15 protein-coding genes are annotated in these 18,174 nt (G+C 72.1%); all 15 read left to right on the top strand.

The window, feature by feature from the left end:
• Nucleotides 1-3 precede the first annotated feature (3 nt).
• On the top strand, nucleotides 4-699 hold the full coding sequence (locus tag ABZ078_RS28295) for a hypothetical protein (protein ID WP_356579757.1): 696 nt from the start codon (nucleotides 4-6) through the stop codon (nucleotides 697-699).
• Nucleotides 696-1,394: a hypothetical protein gene (locus ABZ078_RS28290; protein ID WP_356579755.1), complete on the top strand. Its 699-nt coding sequence runs from the start codon at nucleotides 696-698 to the stop codon at nucleotides 1,392-1,394. Before ABZ078_RS28295 ends, ABZ078_RS28290 begins: the two co-directional genes overlap by 4 nt.
• Before the next feature lie 10 nt (nucleotides 1,395-1,404).
• Nucleotides 1,405-1,794, top strand: coding sequence for a hypothetical protein (locus tag ABZ078_RS28285; protein ID WP_356579753.1), 390 nt, complete (start codon nucleotides 1,405-1,407; stop codon nucleotides 1,792-1,794).
• Nucleotides 1,787-2,926, top strand: coding sequence for a hypothetical protein (locus ABZ078_RS28280; protein WP_356579751.1), 1,140 nt, complete (start codon nucleotides 1,787-1,789; stop codon nucleotides 2,924-2,926). The genes ABZ078_RS28285 and ABZ078_RS28280 overlap by 8 nt, the downstream gene beginning before the upstream one ends.
• Before the next feature lie 34 nt (nucleotides 2,927-2,960).
• On the top strand, nucleotides 2,961-3,497 hold the full coding sequence (locus ABZ078_RS28275; protein WP_356579749.1) for a phage baseplate assembly protein V: 537 nt from the start codon (nucleotides 2,961-2,963) through the stop codon (nucleotides 3,495-3,497).
• Nucleotides 3,498-3,518: 21 nt separating this feature from the next.
• Entirely contained in the window at nucleotides 3,519-3,854 is a 336-nt protein-coding gene (locus ABZ078_RS28270; RefSeq protein WP_356579747.1) for a hypothetical protein, read from the top strand.
• Nucleotides 3,851-4,243, top strand: coding sequence for a GPW/gp25 family protein (locus ABZ078_RS28265; protein WP_356579745.1), 393 nt, complete (start codon nucleotides 3,851-3,853; stop codon nucleotides 4,241-4,243). The genes ABZ078_RS28270 and ABZ078_RS28265 overlap by 4 nt, the downstream gene beginning before the upstream one ends.
• Nucleotides 4,240-7,359 carry a putative baseplate assembly protein gene (locus ABZ078_RS28260; RefSeq protein ID WP_356579743.1) on the top strand — a complete coding sequence of 1,040 codons (3,120 nt, stop codon included), beginning with the start codon at nucleotides 4,240-4,242 and terminating at the stop codon, nucleotides 7,357-7,359. The genes ABZ078_RS28265 and ABZ078_RS28260 overlap by 4 nt, the downstream gene beginning before the upstream one ends.
• 41 nt (nucleotides 7,360-7,400) lie before the next feature.
• Nucleotides 7,401-11,186, top strand: coding sequence for a putative baseplate assembly protein (locus tag ABZ078_RS28255; RefSeq protein WP_356579769.1), 3,786 nt, complete (start codon nucleotides 7,401-7,403; stop codon nucleotides 11,184-11,186).
• Complete coding sequence (locus ABZ078_RS28250) at nucleotides 11,186-13,372, top strand: hypothetical protein (protein ID WP_356579741.1); 2,187 nt, start codon at nucleotides 11,186-11,188, stop codon at nucleotides 13,370-13,372. The genes ABZ078_RS28255 and ABZ078_RS28250 overlap by 1 nt, the downstream gene beginning before the upstream one ends.
• Nucleotides 13,373-13,428: 56 nt before the next feature.
• Complete coding sequence (locus ABZ078_RS28245; protein ID WP_356579739.1) at nucleotides 13,429-14,988, top strand: DUF6519 domain-containing protein; 1,560 nt, start codon at nucleotides 13,429-13,431, stop codon at nucleotides 14,986-14,988.
• Complete coding sequence (locus ABZ078_RS28240) at nucleotides 14,988-15,875, top strand: peptidoglycan-binding protein (RefSeq protein ID WP_356579737.1); 888 nt, start codon at nucleotides 14,988-14,990, stop codon at nucleotides 15,873-15,875. Before ABZ078_RS28245 ends, ABZ078_RS28240 begins: the two co-directional genes overlap by 1 nt.
• 157 nt (nucleotides 15,876-16,032) lie before the next feature.
• The gene (gene paaA / locus ABZ078_RS28235) at nucleotides 16,033-17,010 is read left to right on the top strand and encodes a 1,2-phenylacetyl-CoA epoxidase subunit PaaA (RefSeq protein WP_356579735.1); all 978 of its coding nucleotides are present in this window, start codon (nucleotides 16,033-16,035) and stop codon (nucleotides 17,008-17,010) included.
• Nucleotides 17,007-17,336: a 1,2-phenylacetyl-CoA epoxidase subunit PaaB gene (gene paaB, locus ABZ078_RS28230; protein ID WP_356579733.1), complete on the top strand. Its 330-nt coding sequence runs from the start codon at nucleotides 17,007-17,009 to the stop codon at nucleotides 17,334-17,336. The genes paaA and paaB overlap by 4 nt, the downstream gene beginning before the upstream one ends.
• A gap of 10 nt (nucleotides 17,337-17,346) precedes the next feature.
• Nucleotides 17,347-18,174 carry a 1,2-phenylacetyl-CoA epoxidase subunit PaaC gene (gene paaC, locus ABZ078_RS28225; RefSeq protein ID WP_356579731.1) on the top strand — a complete coding sequence of 276 codons (828 nt, stop codon included), beginning with the start codon at nucleotides 17,347-17,349 and terminating at the stop codon, nucleotides 18,172-18,174.

Below are 18,174 nucleotides of genomic sequence, written 5' to 3'. Positions count from 1 at the left end.
TCAATGATCCCCGAGAGCGCCAACGCGACGCTGTTCGAGAAACGCTGTGCCAGGGTATTCAGGGAAATGTGTGATGCTCCTGGTGTGAACGTCTCGGAGGCTGAGTTCGGTGAAATTCGATCGCCGTTCGACGATCCGGCGGTCATCTTCCGGCGACTTGAATCGAGTAAGAGTTTGCCGCTTGGGTCGGAGGTTCAGCGCAATTTCTTCCGATTTCATGAAATCAAGATGTACTGGCGATCCTCCCGCCCTGACTCGCATATGGTCGGAGAATTTCATCTGACCCACCTGTATCGCAGTGTCGCCGGAAACCACGTGTCGAACACGCGGGAGGGAAAAACCGACCGAGAGCGTGAACTCTATGACGAACTGAGGATTTTCGACGACACGCCCAGTACTGGAACTGGCCGTTTGACCGCGCTACGGGTGGTCAACGGCTCCTCGAACCCCGAGATTTGGTTCTTCGATATGCGGCCGAGGACTCTTCCCATGGACTTGGACTACGGGGCCTACCTGGACACCTTGCTCGCAACCAAGGGAACCATCGGCTGGCAGTACCTCTTCTGTGACGTGGAGTTCGGTGATCCAGGGTTCACGCCCGTCGTGAAGGGCCTCGCGGAAATGCTGGAGGTCTTCCCGCAGCTCTTTCCTGATTACGACTACTCGGACCTGAAGGCCCGCTTCCGGGAGCGCACGTGACCCGCTACGCCGACATCCCCAAACCCATCCGCTCCGGAATAGTCGTAGTCAACCCCGACACCGGCACCCCCCAGCGGATCATCGTCCTCCAGTTCAACCCGGACACCCTGGAGCGCAGCGTCGCCCCCCAGTCCGCCGGCGACAGTGGTGACGCCGGCGGCGGCGGTACCGGCAGCGGCGACCGCAACGAAGCCCTCCGCCTCAAAGGCCCCGCCCAGGAGACCTGGAAGTTCACCGCCGAGATCGACGCCACCGACCAGTTCGAGATCGCCGCGCCCGACGGCATCCACCCGCAGCTCGCCACCCTCGAGATGCTGGTGCAGCCGACCGTCGCTCAGCTTCGTGCCGCCAGCAAGTTGTCGCAGAAGGGCGCGATCGAGATCAGCCCGATCGAGATGCCGCTCACCCTCTTCACCTGGGGGAGCAAGCGCGTCATGCCCGTCCGGCTCACCGAGCTGTCCGTCAACGAGTCCGCCTTCGACGTGAACCTCAACCCGATCCGAGCCTCCCTCAGCATCGGCATGAAGATCCTCACCGTCAGTGATCTTCCCGCCGGCCACCGCGGCGCCGACCTCTACATGGCGCACCTCGCTCAGAAGGAACGCCTCGCCGCAGCCGCGCGCGGCGGCAGCCTCGGCGGGCTCGGGCTCGCCGGAACCGCAACCGCGCCCAACGCCGTGATCGGAAGGGGCTGAGCAGCACACCATGGCCGACATCGAGCCCTACGAGAACGTCCTGGACGCCATACCGGGGTCCCATCCCTACCCGCGCACCAGCCGCTACCACGACGCCGAGATCGGGATCCACCGCCGCCCCGACGGGACCGAAGTCCGGTACGCCAAGCGCCGGCTGCTGCCCCCGCTCGACCAGTCCGAGGACAGGGACGGCGACCTCACCCAGCCGCACACCGTCGGGGCCGGCGAGCGCCCCGACCTCCTCGCGCAGCGCTACTTCGGCGACCCCGGCCAGTGGTGGCAGATCGCCGACGCCAACCCCGTACTCGATCCGCGGGAGTTGACCGAGGAGGCCGGGCGCGTCGTCGACATCCCGCTCGCCGGCGGCTTCCCCGGCGGCAGGGGAGACCGGCGTGTTTGATCTGCCCGTGGGGCAGGGCCCCGTCCACATCACGCTCCTCATGGGGCCCAAGCTCGCCCGGCCCGTCCCGGCCGAGGTGACCGAGGCCCTGCTGTCCGCCCAGATCACCGCCACCGCCGGGGAGCGCAGCGGGTTCCAGCTCGCCTTCGACCTCACCAAGAACGGGATCATCAGCCGACGGCTCCTGCCGGAAGGGTTCTTCGACCCCAAGACCCGGCTCATCGTCACCGTGGCCGTCCGAGGCACCTCCGACGTGCTCTTCGACGGGCTCATCGTGCGGCACGAGGTCGGCGCCAGCAACCAGCCCGGCCACTCCACCCTCACCGTCACCGGGGAGGACCTGACACTGCTCATGGACCTGGAGGAGCGCACCGCCCGGTATCCCAACCTGCCGCCCTCCGAGCGGGTGCTCGCCATCCTGCGCCGCTACTCCGACTACGGCATCCGGCCCGACGTCTACACCGAGAAGATCGCCCAGCCCCCGCACCAGGACCTGCGGGTGCACTACCAGACGCAGACCGACCTCCAGTACGTCACCGAGCTGGCCCGCGCCAACGGCTACACCTTCTACCTGGAGCCCGGCCCCAACCCCGGCCAGTCATCCGCCCGTTGGGGTCCGGAACTCCGCCTCGGCATCCGCCAGCACGCCCTCAACGTCAACATGGACGCCAACTCGACGGTCGACCAGCTGACCTTCGCGTACGACGGCACGGCCCGCGAGGAGCCGCAGGCCCGTTGGCAGAACCCCGAGACCCGGCAGTCCGCCCTGCTCCCGCAGCCGTCCATCAGCCCGCTGCGCCCGCCCCTCGGCAAGCGGCCCACCCCGGCCCTCAAGCGCAGGACCCTCTCCGGCACGGCCAAGCAGCAGCGCGAGCAGGCCGAGGCCGAACTCCTCGCCCGCGCCGCCGTGTCCGCCGACGTCGTCTCCGGCTCCGGTTCGCTCGACGTCATCCGGCACGGCTACATCCTCCAGCCGCGCCAACTGGTCGGCGTACGCGGCTCCGGACGGGCGTACGACGGCGACTACTACGTCAAGTCCGTCACGCACAACCTGCGTCCGGGCTCCTACCAGCAGAACTTCACCCTCTCCCGAGAGGGACTCGAAGCCCGCAGCGACTACGTCCGGCCGTAGCGGCCGATTCACTCACCATCAGGAGCAGTTCAGCATGGCGGCACCCAGCAATCGCTACCTCGGCAAGTTCCGCGGCCGGGTCGTCAGCAACGACGACCCGCTGCGCATCGGCCGCATCACCGTCGAGGTCCCGGACGTCCTCGGCGACGAGCCGTCCACCTGGGCGCTGCCCTGTCTGCCGTTCACCGGACCCGAGGCGGGCCAGTTCGTGGTGCCGCCGCCGGGCGCCGGCGTATGGGTGGAGTTCGAGCAGGGGGATCCCAGCTTCCCCGTGTGGACCGGGTGCTGGTACGGCGCCGCCGAGGAGCTCCCTCCTGACGCTCGGCGTGAACTCGCGGCCGACGCGCCGAACAAGCCCGTCGTCGTGCAGACCCCGCAGGCGCACAAGCTCGTCATGAACGACACACCCGGCGCCGAGCAGGGGATCCTCCTCCAGGCCCAGGGGGGCGCGTACATCCGTATCACCAAGGAGGCCGTGGTCATCGCGACCGGCGCGGGTGCGGAGGTCATTCTGCGCGGCCGTGAAGTGACCATCAACGAGGGCCAGTTGACCGTGCTCTCCAAGCGATAAGAAGGACGGGGGACCCACACCATGCCCGGGAGTCTGCTCGACGCCGACGCCGTGATCGGCTGCCCGCACGGCGGTCGCGTCACCGCCGCCACCACACCCTCCGGCGGCGTACGAGCCGGGGGCGCCGCCATCGCCACGGCCGCCCACAGTTACGTCGTCACCGGCTGCCCGCACACCGTCGACCGGGTGCCCTCGCCGTGCGTGACGGTCCGCTGGACCGCCGACGGCACCGGCGTCACCGTCGACGGCGCGCCCGTGCTGCTCGACACCTCCGCGGCCGAGTGCTTCTCGGCGGCCCTCGTGCCGCAGGGACCGCCCGTCGTCCAGGCCGCGCAGCGAAAGGTCACCCTCCGATGAGCCGCCACACCGGCAGGCGCCCGCGCAGCGACCTCGCCTTCCCCTTCCGCCCCGACCGCCGGGGCCGGACCGCGCACGCCACCCGCGGCGAGCACGTCCACGACCTCATCGAGCAACTGCTGTTCACCAGCCCCGGCGAGCGCGTGATGCGCCCCGACTTCGGCTGCGGGCTCCTCGACCTGGTGTTCGCCCCGACCAGCCCCGAGCTCATCAGCACCCTCGAACTGTCCGTGCAGGCATCGCTCCAGCGCTGGCTCGGCGATCTCATCGACGTGGAGGCGCTCGACGTGGTCAGCGAGGACAACGTCGTCCGTGTCCACCTGTCGTACGTCATACGCGCCGACGGCGCCCGGCGCGACGACGTGTTCGAAGGGAGGGCCGCGGCATGACCGGTACGAACACCACCTCCCGCCGGGCCAAGGTCCGCGCCGCACAGCTGGGCGGCATCGACGCCGTCGAGGTGAGCGACGACGGCCTGCTGCTCACCGTCACCTTCCTCGGCAAGGCCCCGCACGGCCTCGGCCCCGAGAACGTCCGCATAGACGGCGGCCGACGCGTCACCGGCATCACCGCCGTCGACGTCAGCGTGGAGCGCGAGGAGGACCCCGAGCTCGACGACCGGCTCTACGTCACCCTCGACAAGGTCGGCGACACCTCCCGCTACCGGCTCTCCCTCGTCGAGACCGACCCGTACGGCCGCCCGGGCACCGAACCCTTCCGCGGCTTCGACCAGCGCTACCACCGCGCGACCTTCTCCTTCCGGCCCGACTGCCCGACCCCCTTCGACTGCAAGGAGGACGAGCAGGCGTCCGAGGGCTTCCCGGCCGCGCCCGTCATCGACTACACGGCCCGCGACTACGACACCATCCGCAAGCTGCTCCTGGACCGGCTAGCGCTCACCACCCCGGACTGGGTCGAGCGCAACCCCGCCGACCTCGGCATGACGCTGGTCGAGCTGCTCGCGTACACCGGCGACCAGATCAGCTACCAGCAGGACGCGGTCGCCACCGAGGCCTACCTCGACACCGCGCGCCGCCGCGTCTCGGTACGGCGCCACGTCCGCCTCATCGACTACGCGATGCACGACGGCTGCACCGCCCGCGCGTACGTCGCCGTCGAGACCGCCGGCGACCACACGCTGGCCCCGGGCACCTACCGCTTCGCCTCCGTCGACGTCCGCACCCTCGACCCGCACGACCGCCCCGAGCCGGGCACGGTCGTCGACGAGGCCGACCTCGGTGACCTGGACGAGCGCGGTTCGGTGGAGGTCTTCGAACCGGTCGTCACCGCCGACCCGCTGCAGTTGCGCGTCGCGCACAACGCGATCCGCCTGTGGACCTGGGGCGGTGAGGTCCGCACCCTGCCGAAGGGCGCCACCTTCGCCACCCTGCGCGACGAGTGGGTCGATCCGGAGACCTGCCGGGAGCGCCGACTCGACCTCCGGCCCGGCGACCTGCTGGTCCTGGAGGAGGTCAGGGGCCCGCGCACCGGCACCCCCGGCGACGCCGACCCGAGCCACCGACAGGCCGTACGCCTCACCTCCGTCACGCCCGCCGTCGACCGCATCGAGGACCAGCCGGTCCTGGAGGTCACCTGGGCCGCCGAGGACGCCCTGCGCTTCCCGCTCTGCCTCACCACCCGCGGCGGCCGTGACTGCCTGCCCGTGGAGGACGTGACCCTCGCCCGCGGCAACGTCGTCCTCGTCGACCACGGCCGCACCCTGCACGGGCTGCCCGAGACGTTCACCGTCCCGCAGGTGCCCGCCGTGGTCGCGCCCTGCGACCCGCCGGCCTTCGGCTGCGCCGACCGCGACGAGGGCAACGCCCCCGCGCGGCTCGTCAACTCCCTGACGGACAAGGCGAACTCCGGCGAGGCACTCACACCGGACGACGTCCGAGAGCTGTTCCAGGTGGTCGGTGAGGGGGCGACCACAAGGGCCGGGATCGGCGTGGAGCGGGCCGGGCAGCGCCATGAGCGCGTTGTCCCGGGCACCGCTTACGCCCAGGCCGGCGCCCTGCGCACGCTGCTCGCCCAGTCCGTCTACCCGGGTATCCAGCCTCGCTTCCGTCCCGTCCTCGGCCGCGTGCCCGTGGCACAGGCGGTGCCGTTCCCCGACCTCCGCACCGTCGCCGCCGGGCAGGCCGAGCGGATCGCCGCGATTCCGGGACGGGTCCGGCAGCGGCTCGTCGAGCTGTGGCGCAGCGCCCGCGACCGGGACGGCCTCGCCGACGACGAGATCGCCGAACTCACGGTGATCTACGGCCTGAGGGTCCTGGAGCGGATCGAGCTCCGCCGCCACCCGGTCCGCGCCCTGCGGGAACTCCTCCACCGCAGCGACCAGTTGCTCGACTCCAAGCTGCGCCGGATCGAGGTCCTCACCTCGCGCGCCCGCGCCGGCACCGTCCTCGACGGCGCCATCGCCTGGGAGATCGCCCACAGCTGGGGCCCGGCGTACGCGGCGGGTCTGCACCCCGAGGAGCCGGTGCTGCGCGGCTCCGCCACCGCCGCCCTCGACCAGGACCCGCGCCGCGCCCTGCCCGCCGTACGCCTCCAGGAGGAGGACGGCGACACGGTCTGGGAGCCGCGCCGCGACCTGCTCGACAGTGGCCCCCGCGACCGGCACTTCGTCGGCGAACTGGAGGACGACGGCCGCCTCGCCCTGCGCTTCGGTGACGGACGGCACGGCGCGAAGCCGACGCCAGGATCCCGGCTCGCCCTGCACTACCGGCTGGGCGGCGGCACCGCGGGCAACGTCGGCGCGGAGGCCATCAACCATCTCGTCGTCCAGTCGGACTGCGAGCCCCCGCCCGCCGCCGTGGTCCGCAACCCGCTGCCCGCCACCGGCGGCATCGAGCCCGAACCCGTCGAGCAGGTACGCCAGTTGGCCCCGCTCGACCTGCGCCGCACCCGCCTGCGCGCGGTGACCGCCGAGGACTACGCGGCCCTCGCCGCCGCCCTGCCCGGCGTACAGCGGGCGGCGGCTCAGCTGCGCTGGACCGGCAGCGTCCAGGAGGCGCACATCGCGATCGACGCGCACGGCACCGGCGCCCCGTCGGCCGAGCTGCTCGCGTCGGTCGCCCAGTCCCTGGAGCCGTACCGGCGCATCGGCCACGACCTCGTGGTCGGAGCCGCGCGTCTCGTCCCGCTGGACATCGCGCTCACCGTGTGCGCCGAGCCCGGCCACCAGCACGGCCAGATCCTGGCCGAGCTGTACCGCGTCCTGGGCAACGGCCGCCTCCCGGACGGGCGCCTCGGCTTCTTCCACCCGGACGCGCTGACCTTCGGCGAACCGGTGCGGCTCAGCCGACTGGTCGCCGTCGCGGCGGCCGTGCCCGGCGTGGAGAGCGTCCAAGTCACCCGACTGCGGCGGCTGTTCGAGCCGGACCGAGGAGAGAAGGAGGACGGCGTGCTGCGGCTCGGCCCGCTGGAGATCGCCACCTGCGACAACGACCCGGACCGGCCGGAGAACGGCCGGCTGGCGCTGTCCCTGGGAGGTGCCCGATGACGGAGGGAGCGATGATCGGGGGAGCGGTGACCCGGGGAGCGATGACCGAGGTCACGATCAGCGACGAGTGCACCTGCGGCGGCGCCTGCCGCGGCGGCCACGACGAGCGGCTCGCCCCGGCCCCCGTGCACAACCCGCCCGGCCGCACGGCCCTGGACTACCGCGTCGGCGAGTACGGCTCCTTCCGGGCCGCCCTGCTCGACCGCCTCGCCTCACCGGCCTACCCGGCCCTGAACGGCCTCACCGTGCGCACCCCGGACGACCCGGCGATCGGCCTGCTCGACGCCACCGCCGTCCTCGGCGACCTGCTCACCTTCCACTCCGAGCGGATCGCCGACGAGGCCTACATCCGCACGGCCAACGAGCACCGCTCCCTGGTCCTGCTGGGCCGCCTCGTCGGTCACCGCCCGCGCCCCGGCGTCGCCGCCGCGACCCACCTGGCGTACACGCTGGAACGCGACCCGCGCGCCGAGGCACTGCCGGTGACCATCCCGCGCGGCGCCCGCAGCCACAGCGTGCCCGCCTCCGCCGACGAGCAGTCCCTCACCTTCGAGACGAGCCGCGACCTGACGGCCCGCTGGGACTGGAACGAGCTGAAGGTACGCCGCCGGCGCCCCTCCCTCGTCACGCCCGAGGACCTGGAGCGCCGCTCGGAGATCTTCGTCGAGGGCACGGCGAACTCGCTGCAGACCGGCGACCAGTTGCTCTTTGTCTTCGGTGAACAGGCGGGCGGGCAACGCAAGTTGCTGCCCGTCGCCAAGGCGCGCGTCGACCGGGACGACGAGATCACGGCGATCTCCCTGCCGAAGTCGGCCCCGCCGACCCTGAAGGAGCTCGTCGACGAGGTACGACGGTGGACCGCCGCCCCCGAGGCCCCGGGGGAGCCCGGCGACGAGCCTCCCACGCCCGAGGTCCCCAACCCGCGGCCGGTCAGCCGACTGATCGAGGACTTCGAGGACCAGGTCCTCGCGCCGCTGCGGGACGACTTGGACGGCATCAAGACGCCCGAGCGGCTCGCGGCCCGCCTCGCGGAACCCGTCGCCCGGCTCGGTGAGGCACAGGTGCTGGCCCTGTCGTACCCGGACGTGGCGGCGTGGTTCGAGCGGCTGGAGGCCGTGCTCGCGGAACTCGCCGAGCGAGCCCTGGAGTCGGCGCCCGCGCAGAACGCCGAGGCCGAGCCGGCCCTGCGGTCCGCCGAGGGCACCGGGAGAGCCGACCCCCGCGCCGCCGCCCTCCAGACCCTGGGCGCCGTCCTGCCCGCCCTGCGCGGAGCGGCCCCCGCCCCGCACGGCGACACCGGTCCCCAGCGCCCGGGCAGCGACACCGCGCGCCTGCTCTCCGCCCTGAACCCCGGCCTCGGCAGCCTCTACCCGGCCTGGCGCACAGCGGCGTCCGCCGCCCCCGGCACCCCCCAGCTCCTGCGCGAACTGCTCGCCATGCGGGTCACGGCCGCCCCCTTCGGCGCCACGGCCCCGCTCAAGCCGGTCCAGGACGACCGCGGCCGGGTCATCCGCACCGCCGACTGGCCGCTCACGGGTGCCGTGCTGGCGAGCATGCGGGTCGTGTACGACACGTCGGGCCGGACGCCGGTCCGGGCCGAGTTCCAGTACGTCGAGGGCAGCAGCTCCGACCAGCGCGCCGAGAACCTGCCGGTCACCCAACCGGTCAGGTTCCCCCTCGGCACGGGCCAGGTCGAGCTGTCGGTGCGCTCCGGCCAGGACCGCGACCTGAGCTGGCTCAACCGCCGCCCCACCGACTCCCAGGAACCCGGCGTCACGGCCCGCCTGCACTCGGGCCTGCCCGAGCGCACCCTGTTCGTGTCCCGCCCGGACGACGAGGGCCTGGTCCACGTCGGCGTCCACAACGGCACCTCCGAGCAGATCGCGCTGCGGCCGAACGCGAGCGAGCAGTTCACGCACGGCGAGTACGAGGTCAGCCTCAAGTACACGGTGGGCACCACCGAGCCCAACGTCGAGGTCGTCATCGCCAGCAAGCCCGAGCCCCTCAACCGCCGCGTCCTCCAACTCGACACGGTCCACACCGGCATCACGGTCGGCAGCTGGGTCGCGATCCAGCGCCCGGCCAAGGGAGCCCAGGACGGCGTCCCCGGCGACGCCGGGCTCGCGTTCGTCACCACCCAGGTCGTCTCGGCGCGTACGGCGGCGTACACCAACTACGGCATCACCGGCCGAGGCACCGAACTCACCCTCGCCGACCCGTGGCTGGACGAGTTCGACGTCCTGCTCTCGCACATCCGCGACACCACCGTGCACGCGGCGGGCGAACCGCTCCGCCTCGCCGACGAACCGCTCGGCGAGGACGTCCACGGCAACGAGATCGAACTCGCCCAGCTGTACGACGGGTTGCGCCCCGGCCGCACCCTCGTCGTCACCGGTGAGCGCAGCGACATCCCGGGAACCGCGGGCGTACCGGCCACCGAGGTCGTCACGATCGCGGCCGCCGAGCCGGCCGTCGACCTCGGGCTGCCCGGCGACCACGTGCACACCCGGCTGACCCTGACCGCCGACCTCGCCCACCGCTACCGCCGCGAGACGGTGAAGATCCTCGGCAACGTCGTCGAGGCCACCCACGGCGAGAGCCGCGAGGAGGCCATCGGCAGCGGTGACTCCGACCGCGTGAACCAGACGTTCGCGCTCTGGCAGTCCCCGCTCACCTGGCTCGCCGACGACAACCCGCTCGGCGCCACCCCGGTGCTGGAGATCCGGGTCGACGGCGTCCTCTGGCACGAGGTCGACAGCCTCGCCGGACGCGGCCCCGGCGAGCGCGTCTACATCACCGGCTCCACCGCCGACGGCCGCACGACGGTGACCTTCGGCGACGGCGTCAACGGCGCCCGGCTGCCGTCCGGCCACGAGAACGTCCGCGCCCGCTACCGCTTCGGCACCGGCAAGGCCGCCAACGTCGCCGCCGACCGCGTCACCCAGCCCCTCACCCGCCCGCTCGGCGTCACCCAGGTCACCAACCCGCGCCCGGCCAGGGGCGGCGCCGACGCGGACGGCCCCGGCCTGACCCGCCGTACGATCCCGCTCGCCGTCTCGGCGCTGGACCGCCTGGTCTCCGCGTCCGACTACGAGGACTTCGCCCGCTCCCGCGCCGGCATCGGCCGGGCCGCCGCACGCGAACTCTTCGACGGCCGGCGGCGCGTGCTGCACGTGACGGTCGCGGGCACCGACGACGTGCCGATCGACGGCGACTCGGACACACTGAAGGCTCTGCATGGCGCGCTGACCGAGTACGGGGACATGAACCTCCCCGTCCGGGTGGACGCGCGCGAGCTGGTCCTGCTGCTCCTGGCCGCCAAGGTGAAGGTCGCCCCCGATCACGCCTGGGAGGTCGTCGAGCCGCGGCTGCGTCAGGCGCTGCTGCGGCGACTCGGCTACGAGGGACGGGAGTTGGGTCGCCCCGCGCGCCTCTCGGACGTCCTGGCCACCGCCCACTCCGTGCCCGGCGTCGACTACATGGACGTCGACATCTTCACCGGCGTCCCCGCGTCCGCCACGCCCGAGGAGCTCACCGGGATCCTCACCGACCCCGGCCCGCCCAGGTCATCGGTGCCGGCACACCCGGCCACCTACGACGAGAAGATCCACACGGTCCGTGCCGCGCAGGGCGAGACCCTGTCGGAGATCTGCGCCGAGTACGGCGTCCCGCTCGCCGAACTCCTGCGCCTCAACCCCGACATCACCGACACCCGGCGCCTGGCGAGGGGCCGTTCGGTGTTCGTCTTCCGCGGTATCCGCCCGGCCCAGCTCGCCCTGCTGTCGCCCAAGGCCGCGGACACCCTGATTCTGACGGAGGTCAACTGATGTCCCCGGACGTGCAGTTCCAGACGGCATCCCCGACGACGACGTCCAGGGAGCCGGACGGGCTCGCCGCCCTGCTGCCCCGCTGGCATCTGCTGCGCGACGCCGAGGAGGGCGAACCGCTGCGCGCGCTGCTCGCGGTGATCGCCGAACAGCTCGACCGGGTCCGCGACGGCGTACAGCAGGGCTACGAGGACCTGTTCGTGGAGACGGCGGCGCCCTGGGTGCTGCCGTACCTCGGCGACCTGGTCGGCTACCGCACCCTGCCCGGCTACGAGCGCGTCCTGACGACCGGTCTGCACGAGGGTGGCCGTGCCGCCCTCGCCGAGGCCGTCGCCCCGCGCGCCGACGTGGCCGCGACGGTCGCGGGCCGCCGCCGCAAGGGCACCCTCCACCTCCTGGAGGAACTCTCCGACCAGGTCACGGGCTGGCCCGCCCGCGCCGTCGAGCTGTCCCGGCAGGTCTCCCACACCCAGCCCGTGAAGCTGTACGGCGACACGGGCGTCCACCGTTCGGAGCGTGGCCGTCTCGTCGACCTGCGCGACAACTCCGCCCTCGACCTCGCGGGCGGCCCCTTCGGCGCGACGGCCCGCACGGTCGACGTGCGCAGCACCAACTCCCGCCACCGGCAGGGTGGTTGGACCCCCGCCGGGGTCGCCCTCTTCGTCTGGCGGCTGAAGGCGCACTCGCTCACCCAGGCCCCGGCGTACTGCATCGACCGCGCCCGCAACCTCTACACCTTCTCGATCCTGGGCAACGACACCCCGCTGGTCACCAAGCCGTTCCCGGAGCCGTCGCCCACGCACATCGCGACCATCGACAACGTCCCGGCGTTCATCACCCGCCGTCAGCTCCACGACCGGCTCGCCGACTACTACGGCCCGGGCAAGAGCCTGGTCATCCGGCGCGACGGCGAGGACCAGCCCGTACCGCCTTCGGACATCGTGGTCGCCGACCTCTCCGACTGGCGCTACCGGCCCAAGCGCGGGCAGGTAGCCGTCGACCCGGAGCTCGGGCGGATCGCGTTCGGGTCGCGGTCGGCACCCCGGCAGGGCGTGTGGGTGGACCACCACTACGCGTTCGGCGCCGACATGGGCGGCGGCGAATACGACCGCCTCGACCGCGAGCCCCGTCGCGACGCCGAGGTCTACCGAGTCGGCCCCGGGCAGCCGTACCGCCAGATCATGGATGCCTACCGGGCCTGGCAGCACGACCGCCGGGCCGACCGGACCGGCCCCGACGGCGTCATCGAGATCACGCACAGCGGCGCCTACCAGGAACAGCTCGACTTCGACCTCGACCCCGGCGACCGCCTCGAAGTGCGGGCCGCCGAGGGCACCCGCCCGGTGATACGGCTGCTCGACTGGTACAGCAACCGCCCCGACGCCCTCAACATCCGCGCGGTCTCGGAGGACTGCGCCCCGCACGAACGTCCGCGCATCGTCCTCGACGGCCTGCTGGTCGCCGGGCGCGGCATCAACGTCACCGGCCCCATGGGCGCGGTCGTCCTGCGCCACTGCACGCTCGTCCCCGGCTGGTCGCTGGAGCCCGAGTGCGCACCGCACTCGCCCGAGGAACCCAGCATCGTCCTGGAACGCACCACCGCGTGCCTCCAGGTCGAGCACAGCATCCTCGGCACCATCGAGGTCATCGGCGACGAGGTGAGCGAGGAACCGCTCGACATCCACCTGCGCGACAGCATCCTCGACGCGACGGGGAGTGACCGCGAGGCCCTGTCCGCACCGGACTGCCGGCACGCGCATGCCGTGCTGCATCTGCACCGCACGACCGTGATCGGCGAGATCCACACACACGCCGTGAAGATCGCCGAGAACTCGATCTTCACCGGCCGGCTGCACGTGGCCCGGCGCGGCATCGGCTGCCTGCGGTACTCGTACGTGCCGGCCGGGTCGCGCACCCCGCGCCGGTACCGCTGCCAGCCGGACCTCGCCGGACCCGAACAGGCCGGCCATGTACGGCCGTTGTTCACCTCCGAGCGCTACGGGACGCCCTGGTACGGCCTCCTCGCCGACCGGTGTGCCGAGGAGATCCGGCGCGGCTCGGACGACGGCGCCGAGATGGGCGCCTTCCACGACCTGTACCGGCCGCAACGCGAGGACGGCCTCCGGGCACGGCTCGCGGAGTACACCCCGGCGGGCACGGACGCCGGGATCTTCTTCGTGACGTGAGCCGCACCCACCGACTTCGCGAACCCGCACTTTCCTGAACCAGGGGGACCCCCTTCATGCACGCTGACCTCTCCCGCCTGACGTTCCGCCCGCAGCGGCGCTACTCGGCGGTCATCGCCCAGCAGGGGCGCGTCCAGCTCGACGCCGACATCAACGAGCAGACCGCGATCCAGCTCCACCAGGCCCGCACCCTCGCCGCCGACCTGATCGGCCGGCACGGCGGGCCGCGGGACGCCGCGGGCTTCCGGATCGAGTACGTGGGCGGCAAGCACGACATCGACACGCTCTTCATCCACGGCGGCCGCTACTACGTCGACGGCATCCTGTGCGACGCGACCCGCCCGGCGCCCGGCGTGCCCGTCCCGGACGACGACGCCGCCGGGCAGGAGCGGGAGCAGGACGCCGCCGCCCCGCCCGCGTACTGGACCTACTGGGACCAGCCCGACGGCTTCCGTGACCCGGAGAAGCCCGGTGACCGGCTGCCGTCGCCCGCCCAGTCGCCGTTCGTGGTGTACCTGAAGGTCTGGGAGCGCGCCGTCTCGGCCGCCGAGGACCCCGCGCTGCGCGAGGTCGCGCTCGGCGCGGCGATGCCGGACACCGCGGCCCGCGTGAAGGTCGTCTGGCAGGTGCTGCCGCTGTCGCTCGCCGCGCTGGAGATCGAGGAGACCGACCCGTCCAAGGAGGTCGTCCGCGCCGCCTTCGACAAGTGGGCGCGCAAGCAGGCCGCGCCCGCCGCCCGCCTCGCCGCCCGCAGCGAGCGGCCCGACCACGCCGACGAGGATCCCTGCCTGGTCAAGCCGGACGCCCGCTACCGCGGCCCGGAGAACCAGCTGTACCGCGTCGAGGTCCACGCGGGCGGCGCCGCGAAGGACGCCACCTTCAAGTGGTCCCGTGAGAACGGCTCGGTGGTCTTCCCGGTCGACGAACTCGACGGCACCTGGGTGCGGTTGGCCTCCCTCGGTCACGACGACAAGCTGGACCTGGACGTCGGCGACCACGTGGAGGTCACCGACACCGCGTACGCCTCCCGCCTCGAACCCCTGCCCCTGCTCCGGGTCGAGGAACTGGACCTGCCGGGCCGCCGGGTGCGGCTGTCCGCCGAGCCCGCCCCGGCCGTCGGACGGCTGCCCCACCTCAACCCCTTCCTGCGTCGCTGGGACCACCACGAGGGACCGAGGCGCAAGGGCCGTACGACCGCTCTGAAGGGCGGCGCGATCCCGGTCGCGGAGGGGGAGTGGCTGCCCCTGGAGGACGGCGTCGAGGTGTACTTCGCCAAGGGCGCCACCTACCGCACCGGCGACCACTGGATCGTCCCCGCCCGCACCGCCACCGGCAGCGTCGAGTGGCCCACGGACGCGGCACGCCGCCCGCTGCTGCAGGGGCCCTCCGGCATCGTCCGCGGCTTCGCGCCGCTGGCCCTGGTCAAGGGCGAGGGCGGCACCGTCGACCTGCGGCTCGCCTTCAACCCGCTGGCCAGCAGCATCCCGGCCGCGGACGAGGCGACGCTCGCGGCGGAGGAACAGGCCCGTCGGGAGGAGCAGCTCGCCGAGGATCCCTCGGGCGGGAGGTCGCAGACCACCGCGGACGCGGAGGCCGCGGCGGAAGGAGACGAGTGATGGCCAAGCCCCTGAGCGCGTCCAAGATGGTGGAGATCCTCCGCGCGGAGGGCCTGACGGTCCACGAGGTCCGTAGCTGGCGCACCCACAACCGCAACAGCAAGGGCCCGTGGGGCCCGGTGAACGGCGTGATGATCCACCACACCGTCACCAAGGGCACCGAGTCCTCGGTCAACATCTGCTACAACGGCTACTCCGGCCTGCCGGGACCGCTGTGCCACGGCGTCATCGACAAGAAGGGCCACGTCCATCTCGTCGGCAACGGCCGCGCCAACCACGCCGGCCTCGGCGACAGCGACGTCCTGCGCGCCGTGATCAACGAGTCGAAGCTCCCGCACGACAACGAGGCCGACACCGACGGCAACGCGCACTTCTACGGCTTCGAGTGCGTCAACCTGGGCGACGGCAAGGACCCCTGGCCCGAGGCGCAGAAGGAGGCCATCGAGAAGGTCTCGGCCGCGATCTGCCGCCACCACGGCTGGAGCGAGCGCTCGGTCATCGGCCACAAGGAGTGGCAGCCGGGCAAGACCGACCCGCGCGGCTTCACCATGGACGGCATGCGCAAGCGCATAGCGCAGCGGCTGAAGGGCGGCGGGGGAGGGAGCCCCGACCCGGATCCGAAGCCCGCGCCCAAGCCGAAGTACGAGCCCTTCCCGGGCGGCGGCTTCTTCCACATCGGTCAGAGGTCCCCGGTCATCACCGCCATGGGCCGCCGCCTGGTCGCCGAGGGCTGCGGCCGCTACGAGGAGGGCCCGAGCCCCGAGTGGAGCGAGGCCGACCGCCGCTCCTACGCCGCCTGGCAGCAGAAGCTCGGCTTCAAGGGCAAGGACGCGGACGGCATCCCCGGCAAGGTCAGCTGGGACCGGCTGAAGGTGCCCAACGTGTGAGGTGAACGGCGCTCGACCGGAAACGGCCCAGGTACCCCCGCGGGGTGTCCTGGGCCGTTTGCGCGCTCTGTTTCACGGGCTCAAAGGGTCTTGCTCCGCCCGCCGAAACAGGCCACACTGGTACCGAACGAATGGTCGGTTGGGGAAGCTGGTATCGATGACGACTTCACACGCCGCCGAGGCGCCCCCCGAGGGGCGACTCCAGGAGCAGTTCGACGCGACGATCTCGCGCGACCAGCGCATCGAGCCGCGCGACTGGATGCCGGACGGCTACCGCAGGACGCTGATCCGGCAGATCGCGCAGCACGCCCACTCGGAGATCATCGGCATGCAGCCCGAGGGCGAGTGGATCACCAAGGCGCCGTCCCTGCGCCGCAAGGCGATCCTGTTCGCCAAGGTGCAGGACGAGGCCGGCCACGGGCTCTACCTGTACTCGGCGGCGGAGACCCTGGGCGCCGACCGCGCGGACCTGACGAACCGCCTCATCGAGGGCCGCCAGAAGTACTCGTCGATCTTCAACTACCCGACCCTGAGCTTCGCCGACGTCGGTGTGATCGGCTGGTTCGTGGACGGCGCGGCGATCTGCAACCAGGTGCCGCTGTGCCGGTCGTCGTACGGGCCGTACGCGCGCGCGATGGTGCGGATCTGTAAGGAGGAGTCGTTCCACCAGCGGCAGGGCTACGAACTGCTGATGACGATGATGCGCGGCACCGAGGCCCAGCGCGAGATGGTGCGGGACGCGGTGAACCGCTGGTGGTGGCCGTCCCTGATGATGTTCGGCCCGCCCGACGACGCCTCGCCCAACTCCGCGCGGTCGATGGCCTGGAAGATCAAGCGGCACAGCAACGACGAGCTGCGTCAGCGCTTCGTCGACATGACCGTGCCGCAGGCCGAGAAGCTCGGCGTCACCCTGCCCGACCCGGAGCTGCGCTGGAACGCCGAGCGCGGCCGCCACGACTTCGGCACCCCCGACTGGGACGAGCTGACGCGGGTCATCAAGGGCGACGGCCCGTGCAACGCCCAGCGGATCCAGCGGCGCAGGAGCGCCCACGAAGAAGGCGCCTGGGTGCGGGAGGCGGCCACCGCCCACGCGGCCAAGCGGGCCGCCCGCGCGGAGAAGGGAGCGGTGGCGTGACCGCAGAGAAGCCGTCCGAGAAGCCGTCCGAGAAGCCGTCCGGGAAGCAGGACTGGCCGCTGTACGAGGTGTTCGTGCGCGGCAAGCGCGGCCTCAACCACGTCCACGTGGGCTCGCTGCACGCCGCCGACGACCGGATGGCGCTCACCCACGCGCGCGACCTGTACACCCGGCGCAACGAGGGCGTCTCGATCTGGGTGGTGCGCTCCGAGCACATCGCCGCCTCGACCCGCGACGAGAAGGACCCGTTCTTCGCGCCCAGCGCCGACAAGGTCTACCGCCACCCCACGTTCTACGACATCCCCGACGACGTCCCGCACATCTGAAGGAGAGGGCATGAGCGACGACCACGTCTACCTGACCCTCGCCGAGGGACACGAGGACGACACACGCTGGGCCTACGGCACCGGCTTCGAGGACCCGCTGCACGGCGTCGACACCACCGTGCCCGAAGGCGTCGACGCCGGTGAACTGGCCGCCCTCTGCGTGGCATTGGCGGACGACGCGCTGGTGAGCGCCCAGCGCCTGGCCGAGTGGGTCACCCGCGCCCCCGAGCTGGAGGAGGAGGTGGCGCTGGCCAACATCGGCCTCGACCTCCTCGGTCAGGCCCGCCTGCTCTACTCCCGGGCCGGCCAGGTCGACGGCACCGGACGCGACGAGGACGCCTACGCCTACTTCCGGGACGCCGGCGACTTCCGCAACGTACGCCTGGCCGAACTGCCGAACGGGGACTTCGCGTTCTCGATCGTGCGGCTGCTGGTGCTGTCGAGCTGGCGGCTCGCGCACTTCGAGCGGCTGGCGTCGCACCGGGACCCCGTGCTGGCGGCGGTCGCCGCGAAGGGCGTCAAGGAACTGAGCTATCACCGGCAGTACGCCGCCGAGTGGACGGTACGCCTCGGCGACGGCACGGACGAGTCGCACCGCCGGACACGCAAGGCCCTGGAGCAGGTCGCCCCGTACGTGGGCGAGTTGTTCACGGCCCACGACGTACGGGACGAGGTCGTCGCGGTGCTGAAGCAGGTCACCGAGGCGGCCGGACTGCCCATGCCCGTCTACCGGCCGCTGCCCGGCGCCGGACGCGCCGGCGAGCACACCGAGCATCTCGCGCCCCTGCTGGCCGAGTTGCAGGGCGTGGCCCGCGCACACCCGGAGGCTGCGTGGTGA

This window comes from Streptomyces sp. NPDC006385 (genome assembly GCF_040612485.1).
GTDB lineage: Bacteria > Actinomycetota > Actinomycetes > Streptomycetales > Streptomycetaceae > Streptomyces.
Note: the sequence above shows the minus strand (reverse complement) of the source record. Positions and strands in the feature narration are given on the sequence as shown.

Excerpts from the sequence above, each read along its gene's own strand:
- ABZ078_RS28295 (WP_356579757.1), top strand. The coding sequence starts at position 4 with ATGATCCCCGAGAGCGCCAACGCGACGCTGTTCGAGAAACGCTGTGCC.
- ABZ078_RS28285 (WP_356579753.1), top strand. The coding sequence starts at position 1,405 with ATGGCCGACATCGAGCCCTACGAGAACGTCCTGGACGCCATACCGGGG.
- ABZ078_RS28275 (WP_356579749.1), top strand. The coding sequence starts at position 2,961 with ATGGCGGCACCCAGCAATCGCTACCTCGGCAAGTTCCGCGGCCGGGTC.
- ABZ078_RS28270 (WP_356579747.1), top strand. The coding sequence starts at position 3,519 with ATGCCCGGGAGTCTGCTCGACGCCGACGCCGTGATCGGCTGCCCGCAC.
- ABZ078_RS28265 (WP_356579745.1), top strand. The coding sequence starts at position 3,851 with ATGAGCCGCCACACCGGCAGGCGCCCGCGCAGCGACCTCGCCTTCCCC.
- ABZ078_RS28260 (WP_356579743.1), top strand. The coding sequence starts at position 4,240 with ATGACCGGTACGAACACCACCTCCCGCCGGGCCAAGGTCCGCGCCGCA.
- ABZ078_RS28255 (WP_356579769.1), top strand. The coding sequence starts at position 7,401 with ATGACCGAGGTCACGATCAGCGACGAGTGCACCTGCGGCGGCGCCTGC.
- ABZ078_RS28250 (WP_356579741.1), top strand. The coding sequence starts at position 11,186 with ATGTCCCCGGACGTGCAGTTCCAGACGGCATCCCCGACGACGACGTCC.
- ABZ078_RS28245 (WP_356579739.1), top strand. The coding sequence starts at position 13,429 with ATGCACGCTGACCTCTCCCGCCTGACGTTCCGCCCGCAGCGGCGCTAC.
- ABZ078_RS28240 (WP_356579737.1), top strand. The coding sequence starts at position 14,988 with ATGGCCAAGCCCCTGAGCGCGTCCAAGATGGTGGAGATCCTCCGCGCG.
- paaA (WP_356579735.1), top strand. The coding sequence starts at position 16,033 with ATGACGACTTCACACGCCGCCGAGGCGCCCCCCGAGGGGCGACTCCAG.
- paaC (WP_356579731.1), top strand. The coding sequence starts at position 17,347 with ATGAGCGACGACCACGTCTACCTGACCCTCGCCGAGGGACACGAGGAC.